The 6,345-nt window shown below is 37.0% G+C and carries 7 protein-coding genes; 6 read left to right on the forward strand and 1 reads right to left on the reverse strand.

What is annotated here, in order from left to right; translation table 11 throughout:
* The first annotated feature begins 98 nt into the window (after positions 1 to 98).
* The gene (locus VLB74_RS08055; RefSeq protein ID WP_325202942.1) at positions 99 to 2,288 is read left to right on the forward strand and encodes a B12-binding domain-containing radical SAM protein; all 2,190 of its coding nucleotides are present in this window, start codon (positions 99 to 101) and stop codon (positions 2,286 to 2,288) included.
* Between the two features lie 71 nt (positions 2,289 to 2,359).
* Entirely contained in the window at positions 2,360 to 2,641 is a 282-nt protein-coding gene (locus VLB74_RS08060; RefSeq protein WP_325202943.1) for a hypothetical protein, read from the forward strand.
* Between the two features lie 163 nt (positions 2,642 to 2,804).
* Here the strand turns inward: VLB74_RS08060 and VLB74_RS08065 are convergent, their stop codons facing one another.
* Positions 2,805 to 3,677, reverse strand: a complete 873-nt coding sequence (locus VLB74_RS08065) for a DUF808 family protein (protein ID WP_325202944.1) — start codon at positions 3,675 to 3,677, stop codon at positions 2,805 to 2,807.
* A 354-nt stretch (positions 3,678 to 4,031) separates the two neighbouring features.
* Between VLB74_RS08065 and VLB74_RS08070 the strand changes: the two genes are divergently transcribed.
* From VLB74_RS08070 to VLB74_RS08085, 4 genes are all read left to right on the forward strand, one after another.
* Positions 4,032 to 4,613, forward strand: a complete 582-nt coding sequence (locus VLB74_RS08070) for a hypothetical protein (protein ID WP_325202945.1) — start codon at positions 4,032 to 4,034, stop codon at positions 4,611 to 4,613.
* Between the two features lie 179 nt (positions 4,614 to 4,792).
* A complete protein-coding gene (locus tag VLB74_RS08075; protein WP_325202946.1) occupies positions 4,793 to 4,963 on the forward strand; it encodes a hypothetical protein in 171 nt (56 codons plus the stop codon).
* Positions 4,964 to 5,182: 219 nt separating this feature from the next.
* A complete protein-coding gene (locus VLB74_RS08080; RefSeq protein ID WP_325202947.1) occupies positions 5,183 to 5,425 on the forward strand; it encodes a hypothetical protein in 243 nt (80 codons plus the stop codon).
* Positions 5,426 to 5,675: 250 nt separating this feature from the next.
* On the forward strand, positions 5,676 to 6,345 hold a 670-nt coding region (locus tag VLB74_RS08085; RefSeq protein WP_325202948.1), incomplete at its 3' end, for an alpha/beta fold hydrolase.

Consider the following 6,345-nt stretch of genomic DNA (forward strand, 5'->3'; position numbering starts at 1 on the left):
GTTGTTTTTTAATGAGTTACAAATTGATACATCGGCCTAAATAAATTTCCGGTTGTTATGTTATGATGTAAAACTTTACCTTTGCAAAAAATAATCCATTGAATAACATTCTTCTTATCACGCCGCCTTTTACCCAGCTGAATACCCCGTATCCGGCCACGGCTTATTTAAAAGGCTTTCTCAATACCAAAAATATTCCTTCGTTTCAGATGGATTTGGGTATCGAAGTGATTCTGGAATTGTTTTCAAAAGAGGGGCTGCAAGGCATTTTCAGCTATTCCGAAGTCAATCAAAATGATTTCTCTGATAATTCGCAGCGTATTTTCAGTCTGCAGCACGAGTACATCAAAACAATCGATTCGGTCATCGCTTTTCTGCAGGGACAAAATCCAACCTTGGCCCGACAAATCTGTTTAGATGGCTTTTTACCCGAAGCTTCTCGTTTCAGTCAGTTGGATGATATGGATTGGGCCTTCGGAACGATGGGAATGCAGGATAAAGCGAAACATCTGGCGACGTTGTATCTCGAAGATTTATCCGATTTCATAGTGGAATGCGTCGATGAGAATTTCGGATTCAGCCGTTATGCCGAGCGTTTAGGGAGAAGTGCCAATTCGTTTGATGAGTTATACGATTATCTGCAAACCGAGCCAACGTACATCGACAACCTCACATTAAAGATTATTTCCGAAAGAATCAGACAGGTTCAGCCAAAACTGATTTGTTTTTCAGTCCCTTTTCCTGGAAATCTCTACAGCAGTTTTCGTTGTGCCAAACACATCAAAGAGAATTTTCCGGAGGTTAAAGTGGCCATGGGAGGCGGTTTTCCAAATACCGAATTACGCGAACTGAAAGATACCCGAGTTTTTGAATTCTTCGATTTTATTACATTAGACGACGGTGAACTTCCTGTCGAACTTTTATACAATACAATTTGTAATTCCGGTCAAGCCGAATTTAAAAGGACTTTTGTTTTGGAGGATAATCAGGTGGTGTATAAAAGCAATACGCTTCGTCATGATTACAAACAGTCGGATGTAGGCACGCCCGATTACAGCGATTTACTTCTGGATAAATATATTTCCGTGATTGAAATCGCCAATCCGATGCACAGTCTTTGGAGCGACGGACGATGGAACAAACTCACGATGGCGCACGGCTGCTACTGGGGAAAATGTACCTTCTGCGATATTTCACTCGATTACATTAAAATATACGAACCCATCGCCGCCAAAACGCTGGTGGACCGAATGGAGGAACTCATCGAACAAACCAAACACAACGGATTCCATTTCGTAGATGAAGCGGCGCCACCGGCCTTAATGCGAGAAGTGGCCTTGGAGATTCTGCGCAGAAACCTGACCGTAACCTGGTGGACAAACATCCGTTTCGAAAAAAGCTTTACAGCCGATTTATGCGTACTACTAAAAGCATCCGGATGTATAGCGGTTTCAGGTGGTTTGGAAGTTGCGTCCGACCGATTATTAGCCCTTATCAAAAAAGGCGTAACGGTAGAGCAGGTGGCTCAGGTGACCCGAAATTTCACCGAAGCAGGAATCATGGTGCATTCCTATTTAATGTACGGCTACCCAACACAAACGGTTCAGGAAACGGTTGACAGTCTCGAAATGGTGCGTCAGCTGTTTGAGATAGGGGTGTTGCAGTCGGGATTCTGGCATCAGTTCGCCATGACGGCTCATAGTCCGGTGGGAATGTTCCCGGAGGAATTTGGAGTAGTTCCCGAAATTAATGATATTACTTTTGCCAACAACGATGTACAGTTTCAGGACAAAACCGGAATCGATCATGATAAGTTCAGTTTCGGACTGAAAAAATCACTGTTCAATTACATGCACGGTATCTGTTTCGATTATCCGCTGCAGGATTGGTTTGATTTCAAGATTCCGAGAACAACCATAAAACCGGATTTCATTGCGGATTGCCTGGAAAAGGAAACCAACTTCAATATCAAACCGAACGCTAAAATGGTCTGGATAGGAGCAAAACCTTTGGTAAGCGCCTTTACGAAAAGCAAAAAAGGCAATTCCTGGGAAATGATGAAAATGACATTCCACGACAAAAGGGATGTTCTTGAAATTACTGTCGAAAAAGAAAAAGGCGAGTGGTTACAGTCATTGATCGAAAAAATATCGGTTACCAACGACAAAAAAATGACCTTTAGCGAAGTGAAATCTGATTTTGAAGCTTTCGGTCAGGAAGATTTTGAAATGTTCTGGTATTCGAAACCTATTAACAGCCTGCGTCAGGTTAGCTGGTTAGCCCTTTAATTTTATCTGAAAGAAAATATTGCTAAAACCAATTTTTTATCTTAAGTTTATATGTTGATAATAAGTTGGTTATGATGATTTTTTTGCTAATATTGGTGATAGTGGTGCTTGTAGTGATATACAGCAGAAGGCATCATTTAAAGCGGTATTTGGATAAAGAAATGATGGATATTGAAGATTTGAATACTATTGATGATGAGGTGCGATATCTGATTGAGTATTATTCGGTTTTCAGAACAGAGGATTTGGTCGAAATGATGAACAAAGGTGATTTAAGCGAAAAAGACCTGAAAGCAATCAGAAAAATTATCAACGACAGACAAGTGCCTCCGCCTCCACCGGATATGTTTTGATAGTCAAAAACTCGACGATTTTGAAATGTTCTGGTATTCAAAACCAATAACAAGTCTGCGTTACGTTGCGTGGGCAACGGTTTAATTTTTTTCGTAGAATGTGCTATCGGAAGTAAAAAAAAATGCCCCTTTCGGAGCATTTTCATATTGAAATTTACGAACCTTAATTAGGTTTTACAAGTGATATAATTTTTTTACCGATTGTCATAACCACCACAGCAGCAATACCTGCAATTAGGCCGATAGCCGCATCTTTTGCGATAGCCGGCAGTTGCGGGAACAAATGGTGGAGTGCATCGATATTATGAACAAAAATACCTCCGGCCACCAAAATAAGAGCCAGGGTACCAATTACAGCAAGTGCTTTTATAACAAGCGGCAATGCCTTCACCAGTAAATTACCTAAAATGGCCAAAAAACCTTTGTCGTTAGAACGCTTGATTAAGCTGAATCCAGCATCGTCCATACGCACGATAAGCGCTACGATTCCGTACACGCCTACTGTAGCGAGAAACCCCACAACAAACACGGTTAAAATTTGTGTAGTCAAAGGCTTGTCTAACACAGTGCCCAAAGCAATGATAACAATCTCTACAGAAAGGATAAAGTCGGTAGTTACTGCTGATTTTACTTTAGCTTTTTCTTCAGCCTCGGCATCTTCTTCTTTAGCCTCTTCAATCACTTCATGTCCCGTTTTTGAGCGATGGAAAAAATACTCAATGATTTTCTCCACACCTTCATAAGCCAGATACAAACCACCTAAAACCAAAGCCCATTTTATCGCGATTGGAAAAAAGTAATTTAATACTAAAGCAAGCGGAATGATAATAAGCTTATTGATGAACGAGCCTTTGGTAATCGCCCAAAGCACCGGCAATTCGCGTGATGATAAAAACCCGGTGGCCTTCTCGGCATTTACCGCCAGGTCATCGCCAAGGATGCCCGCTGTTTTTTGTGTTGCTATTTTACTCGTTACTGCGATGTCGTCCATCAAAGCGGCGATATCATCCAGAACCGCAAAAAATCCTCCTGCCATAATTGTTTTGGTTATTGCTTACAAAAATAGAACCTTTTCAACGGTTTTGAAAACACGCTCTTACTTTTTGTATACATCACTTCGCTTTTTGTTGACGATTTGCATCCCGATAGTGTGGTTATGTCACCATGCTATCTTTTAGACATCTATTTATTTTATTCAGAAGTATTTTTGAAAAAGTTAAAATAATTATTATCTATTTGATTTTCAGTATTTTTAAGATTAATTTTGTCTGCCCAAATGACAAAATAAACAATCTCAAAACGACAAATTTATTATATTATTTTAATGGTTTTGTTGGACATATTTTTGAGTTAGCAGAAAATTTTTAACAACGCAATAAAAACATTTCTTATGATAAAATTATTAGCTTTAACTATAATTGGACTTTCAATATGCTCTTGTAACAATGATATTAAAATCGTTACAAATAAAGATAACAAAGAATGTAGAAGATTAGCAACTTGTTTTATCTATGATGAATATTCTAATAATTTAGTTGGTCGAGAAACAAATTCTACTGATGGGGATGTAATTATTGCTTCACCAAATATTGATAAAGAACGTGAGTTATACTATGATTTGGCAGAACAAATGAAAATTTCAAATAAAGACAATATTGAATTCTTATCTAAAACCAAAGCATTGAGTATTAAAAACTTTTCTGAAAATAAAGTCTACAATGTTAGGATTAAGAAAACGTACCTTGGAAAAGTTACATACAAAGATTATAAAATTGAACCAACAGAAGAAATTTGTATAGGTTGTGATACAGATTTTGACCTTGATTTAGAATTTATAGAAAAACAAATTCAAAATCCATATCCAGATAGTGGTTATTATAAAGAATATTATCTTCCATTTGAAGGTAAAATAAAAAAAGCTAACAAAATAGAATATTCAATTCACAAGATTCATTTAATTTCTGAATATTAAACCCGATACCGCACAAATCCTTTCGTGTAGCAACGACGATAGCGCGGATTTGTAATCCGTGACCACAAAGAGAATAAGTCATCCTAGAATAATTAAGTTGAAAGGGGTAGTACAGAAAACATTTCTGACCTATAATTTTTAGTGTAAAAAGTATAGTTTTGTAATATAAATTATACGCCATGTCAACAAAATACAAAGCCGCAACAACGGAAGAAGCTTACTTTATAACTATATCTGCAGTAGGATGGATTGACGTCTTTACGCGTTTAAATCAAAAGCAAAATCTAATAAAATCTTTGGAATATTGTCAAAAGAATACAGGGTTGCAAATCCGCGCTATCGGGGTTTAAATATAATAACTAACTTGATTTATGAAAGATATTATACTACCAACCTCAATTATTGAGATAAAGAAAAACAACTTTATGTCATATGTTTCTGATTTAGAATAAGTTAAAAAGTGTTACGATTTATGTAAAAAAGCAGTTGAAGAATATTAATATTCTGATAAATATAATAACATTTTAACAACTCAAAAAGAATGGCTGATTAAGCACGTAGATTTAGGTTTGTTTTTTGAAGATGTATTTGATTTAGGCTTTTTTTTCAACAATGAAGAGTCAAGCAATAAAGATGATTTACTTTTGCTTGACGATTCAGTCTATGGTTTCAAAATTAAAGCTTCAAGAGATGATTTTGAATGTGAAATCAAATTCAAAAAAATATTCCAACAATTATTTTTTGATAAAAAATTATACCAAGAAAAACTTGATGAATATGAAAACGATTTAGATTCTGAATTCCCATTTTAAAGAAAAAGAGAACAGCTAACAAGGGTTTTATGTAAGTGGGGTTGTAGGATTTATTGGTAAAGGTAAGTGCTTACATTTTCTTCCCCCGCTACCGCACGAATCCTTTCGTGTGGTAATTCCCGATGTGAGTTTCTAAATTTTTTAATGTAAATTATTGATTCTTAATAAGTTGAAAGCTGAAATTGCTAATTCCAACGATATTTTTTAATAACTTTAGGTAGCATTTGATTACTAACTAAAATCGGATATCATGAAACATAGTGTACCAATTACGAAGCTGTTTTTGGTCTTGTTTTTATTCCTTGCAGGTAACAGTTGGGCGCAGTCAGGTTCAAGATCAAAATATGGAAACAATAAAAAAGCAGGCCATTTTATTGAACTGAATGGCGTAAAACTGTATTATGAAGACTACGGGAAAGGAAAGCCGGTTATTGTACTTCATGGAAACGGCGGGAATATCAGTGCCATGTCCCCACAAATTGACTATTTCTCCAAAAACAACAGGGTCATCGTAATGGACTGCAGGGGAAGGGGTAAAAGCGAATTGGGAAAAGATTCGCTGACCTATATCCAGATGACAAAAGACCTGAACGATCTGCTTAATCACTTAAAACTTGATTCGACTTACATTGTTGGAAGAGGTGACGGGGCTATTATCGGTCTTCTGCTTGCAGTCAACTATCCCGATAAAGCGGAAAAAATAGCGGCTTTTGAGATAAATATAACTCCCGGCACAGATGAATTGTATGATATAGAAGGCATAACCGCCGCACGAAAACACGCTGAACAAATGCTGGCAGAAAATGATACTTCGGACAACTGGTTTTTAATTCGGCAACTTTATCGCCTAGTCGAATTTCAGCGGGTTATTCCGCCCGATGATTTAAAGAAAATCCAATGTCCGGTATTAATTCTCTCAT

The sequence above is a fragment of the Flavobacterium sp. genome, assembly GCF_035456225.1.
Classification (GTDB): Bacteria; Bacteroidota; Bacteroidia; order Flavobacteriales; family Flavobacteriaceae; genus Flavobacterium.